The organism is Mesorhizobium sp. M0088 (assembly GCF_040322895.1).
In the GTDB taxonomy this organism is placed as follows: Bacteria; Pseudomonadota; Alphaproteobacteria; order Rhizobiales; family Rhizobiaceae; genus Mesorhizobium.
The window spans coordinates 1-4626 of the sequence record NZ_JAMYUI010000060.1 but is presented as its reverse complement, the minus strand read 5'-3'; the positions used below and the strand labels follow the sequence as shown (position 1 = coordinate 4626).

General features: G+C 57.7%; 3 protein-coding genes and 1 pseudogene. 3 read left to right on the top strand and 1 reads right to left on the bottom strand.

What is annotated here, in order from left to right; translation table 11 throughout:
• A partial coding sequence (locus NKJ67_RS35025; RefSeq protein ID WP_352585880.1) for a KUP/HAK/KT family potassium transporter occupies positions 1-169 on the bottom strand: 169 nt, incomplete at its 3' end.
• Between the two features lie 443 nt (positions 170-612).
• On the opposite strand from NKJ67_RS35025, the pseudogene NKJ67_RS35020 reads away from it, so the two are divergent.
• From NKJ67_RS35020 to virD4, 3 genes and pseudogenes are all read left to right on the top strand, one after another.
• Positions 613-882, top strand: a pseudogene (locus NKJ67_RS35020) (integrase core domain-containing protein); the annotation flags it as partial.
• Positions 883-1183: 301 nt separating this feature from the next.
• Positions 1184-1960: a hypothetical protein gene (locus NKJ67_RS35015; RefSeq protein WP_245260339.1), complete on the top strand. Its 777-nt coding sequence runs from the start codon at positions 1184-1186 to the stop codon at positions 1958-1960.
• 247 nt (positions 1961-2207) lie between these two features.
• A complete protein-coding gene (gene virD4, locus NKJ67_RS35010) occupies positions 2208-3953 on the top strand; it encodes a type IV secretion system ATPase VirD4 (protein WP_023766569.1) in 1746 nt (581 codons plus the stop codon).
• Positions 3954-4626 lie beyond the last annotated feature (673 nt).

The window sequence follows — 4626 nt, the reverse complement described above, 5'->3', positions numbered from 1 at the left end:
ACGACGCCACCAGCGCCTCGCGAAAGGCGTAGATCGGGCTGGTGCCGATATCCCCATAGACGACACCGAGCGCGCCCAGCATCAGCACCTTGGTGCTGTGCTGTTCGACTTCCGAATGGCTCGATTGTTCGACGGGTTCTGCCTCACTACCAGTGTTGGTAAGGACCATGGACGACACTCCGATAAGGGGCGGCCCTCTACCTTTGCTGCACTGCAATATCAAGTGCCGCGACGTAATGGCTCCGTATGCGGACCGCATTTGTTGCCGCACCGGCGGATTGTCTCATACGAAACCACGATCCCGCTCCCGGGCCATTTCCTCGACGAGACACAGGCCAAGGGGACCTGAAGGAGGGCCAGACCGGATGGGCGATGATCTGCGGCAGGAAACGATGGCGCTGCTTGTAGCTGACGGCATGTCTTTCTCCTTTGTGTGTCTGCCAGACGAGCGGGCGGGCACGGAAGTGGTCGCGCTCTGGCTGCCAGACATACTCGTCCAACCTGATGAAAACCTGACTTGTACACCCAGCCCAAACAGGTGCGAGGGGTCGGTCTATTACCAAAGGCTCTGAGGGCTGATTCTCTAGGGTTCGGCATTCAATACACCGAGCGCTTGCGGAGGCCGGCGTCGAACCCGCAGTGGGCAGTGTCGGCGACTCTTTCGATAATGCTCTCGCGGAAACGATCAACGGTCTTTACAAGGCCGAGGTGATCCATCGACGCGGACCCTGGCGCTCATTCGAGGCCGTCGAGTTCGCCACGCTCGAATGGGTCGACTGCTTCAACAATCGCTGGCTGCTGGAGCCCATCGGCAACATCCCGCCGGCCGAAGCCGAGGAACGCTACTACGGCATGTTGGATGAACCAGCCATAGCCGCGTGACTCAAACGAAACGGCCACCGGAATGCCCGGGGCAGTTCACATCGCATTTGATGCCAGCTTCATCGTATTTTCTTCGGCTTGGACGGGCACTTGGCAGACCCACAGAGCTGGGAACCCTTTGCCATACTACAACTGTAACATCATATCGGTTTAGCAGGTCAAGCTTTGGTGGTAACCTCATTGGGTAGAATAACTACTTTGGAGGCGAGCAATGGATCGCGATAACAAACGGGCACGTGCAGCTGCAAGATCATCTCAAGGCGTGGGGAGCAGTAGCCTCCGTGACGTTCCAGAGGGGCCATTGAGCGATGTTGCAGAACGGCTGGTAACCGCTAACCCGCGCGATACAGCGCGAAATCTTGGGGGCTTCAAAGGCCTCGGGACGCACGAGCGAACAGCCGTTCGGGGCACTCAACCCGGGCCAGAAACTGACCTCGCGAGATTTGAAAGGCGGACCAATCGTCTTGGACGATCAGCCATCGATCTGGCCGCGACATTAACAGCCGAATTGGGGTACAGCACGGATGACATAGCATTGCAGAAAGTCGGAGCGGCCAGTAATCTAGGCGATTACCTAACGCCAGGGCTGCAAGATGCTATTGTTAATCGCATTGGCAACATGGATCCGCCGTCGCAAGCTCTCGGAGCTTATTACGTTGCGCCACACTTCAGTAAGTTTACTGACGAAAACAAATCTCGCATTCTTGATCAGGCCATTGGATTGGCTTCTTCTGATCCGGATGGCAATGTCAGGATGATGGCATCCAATGCTATTCTCAACATGTATCAACAGTTAGACGCAAACCAACAGGCCCAAGCTCACTCAGTTTTTCCCGGCATGCAAGACATCTTGCCGCACATGCCGCCGCCGCAGCATGCAGCAGAGGAACGGAGTGCGAATCTGGACGGCCACATAGCAGGTATTGAGGCTGCAGTCCGTGATACAGTAGGCCCGCAAACCTCGTATGAACAGCTGCAGCGGGGTGCTCAAATCGGGCGGTCCATAAACCACGCCTTCAATCACGCCCGAGAGGACCTAATGGAGGCCACCAGAAGCAGAGATCGCTCCGGCCGTTGAGGTCTCGGCCATGGTACAGTGACGCTTTCTCTCCCGAATTCCGTTTACGGCCTTGCCGTTTCCAATTCGCTGGCCGTTGACGTACCTGCTTAGTGTAACTTTCAAAAACCACGTCTGCCGGGTGATGCGCTGCAAGCATCGCACCACCCGCTGCGGCATCGATCTGTCGAGCGGCGACATCGCGCGACGCCGGTTCGGTCTCTGAAGCACGCGCAGCATTAGCTACGGCTAATCCGGCAATGGAACAATGCTTTCAACAAAAACGACGCCCCCCAACATAGCCATTAGCATCGCGTGCTCACTCGCCGTGGGCTTCTGTGCGGCAAGTCTTTACGCAACCTTCCGCCACGGCGGCAGCGGCGAGGCTCTGATGGCGTTTGATGTCCGTGCCTTTTGGTTTGAGACGCCCTTCTATTTGGGTTTCGCAACCCCCGTTTTCTATCGGGGCGCGGCTATCGTGCTCTCGACGTCCGCGGTCGTCTTGCTGATTCAGCAGATCGTATTGCGCCGCAAGCTCGAACACCACGGGACGGCTCGTTGGGCTCGAGTGGATGAAATGCGACGCACGGGATATCTGCGACGATACCGTGGCGTGACAGGGCCGGTGTTTGGGAAGACAAGTGGCCCTTTCTGGCCTGGCTACTACCTGACCAATGGCGAGCAGCCTCACAGCCTCATCGTTGCACCGACCCGCGCTGGCAAGGGCGTCGGCATAGTCATTCCAACGCTACTTACATTCAAAGGCTCGGTGATAGCTCTGGACGTCAAGGGGGAGCTCTTTGAGCTCACCTCGAGGGCGCGCAAAGCCGCAGGTGACGACGTGTTTAAATTCGCGCCGCTGGATTCGGAGCGGCGCACAAACTGCTACAATCCGCTGTTGGATCTTATAGCGTTGCCTCCACAGCAGCAATTCACCGAAGCCCGCCGCTTGGCCGCAAACCTGATTACGGCCAAGGGGGAGGGCGCGGAAGGTTTCGTCAGCGGCGCGCGAGATATCTTTGTCGCGGGAATCCTTGCCTGCATCGAGCGGGGCACGCCAACAATCGGCGCCGTCTATGACCTCTTCGCCCAGCCGGGGGAGAAGTTTAAGCTCTTCGCGCGACTCGCCATGGAGACCCAGAACAAAGAGGCACAACGCATCTTCGACGACATGGCGGGGAACGATACGAAAATCCTAACCTCCTACACTTCCGTGCTCGGCGATGGCGGGCTCAACCTGTGGGCGGATCCCGCTGTAAAGGCGGCCACAAGTCGCTCGGACTTTTCGGTCTATGATCTTCGCCGTCGCAGAACGTGCATCTATCTTTGCGTTGGTCCGAACGACCTTGAGGTGATCGCGCCTCTGATACGCTTGTTTTTTCAGCAAATCGTTTCAATTCTGCAGCGGTCGCTGGCCCGCCGGGATGAAAAGCACGAGGTTCTCTTCCTGCTCGACGAGTTCAAGCACTTGGGTAAGCTGGAAGCGATCGAGACCGCAATCACGACTATCGCGGGCTACAAGGGGCGTTTCATGCTCATCATCCAAAGCCTTTCGGCACTGACGGGGGCTTATGGAGAGGCTGGCAAGCAGAATTTTCTCAGCAATACCGGACTGCAAGTGTTCATGGCCACGGCTGATGACGAGACTCCGAACTACATTTCCAAGGCCATCGGTGAATACACGTTTGAAGCCAAATCGATTTCCCACAGCCAGGCGCGAACGTTCGACTGGACCATTCAGAATTCACATCAAGGTGCACCGCTATTGCGTCCCGAACAGGTTCGGCTGCTCGATGACGACTACGAGATTGTTCTCATCAAAGGTCTGCCACCATTAAAATTGAGGAAGGTGCGATATTTTTCGGATCGCATTCTGAAACGCATCTTTGAAAGCCAGACAGGCGCCCTCCCGGAGCCGGCGCCCTTGACGGGAGCAGAGGAGGCGCTCTCCGCAGAATCTCAACTCGATGACCCGCTGTGTGAATTGGCGCAGGACTTTGACGATACAGTTTGATGTGAGGCTAGTATGAACCCGCGAAATAGTAATCCATCCCGTGTAACAGCTTTGTCGCAGGTGCAGGACGCCGGCTTGGAAGACGGGCAAGCGGTCCAGGCCCGGCGAGTGGGCTTTGAGCAGCACGTGTCCGAGGCGCTCCGGCCGCTGTTCGATGGTCGAGCTGACGAGCCGCCAACCAAACCAGAGGAGCTTCTGCGACTGGAACAGGGGGTTTCGCGAGGTGCTTCAGCGAGGGCAGGATCATCAAGCCGCCTCGTCTTTTTTCAGCAACCCAGGGATGCCCGCTGGACGGGATGACCTCAAGGGAAGCGTGTCGGAGGCTTTCGCAAGCTCTGGGACGCCGGAGTTCGGGCCGCCGCCCCCAGTCTTGGCTGCCAGCCAACAGCAGATCCGCCCTTCGCCGGATGAGCTTGACCAGGGCAACCACCTGCCACCCGAGTGAGTCGTCCCAACAATGAACATTCACCAGCGCTGTTGTGGCCAGCGCAGACGCAGAGGGCCCTGAATACGCCGCAAGCCGTCGCCATTCAGCAGCAGCTGAGCGAAATCGGCAATTCAGGCGGCCGCGTGCATATGCAGAGAGGGGCTGATGCGATCTCCGGACCGGTAGCTCTCGCCGTAATTGATCAGGCTGGTACTGTTGGAAGGCTTGATCAGCCTCGTCACCCCA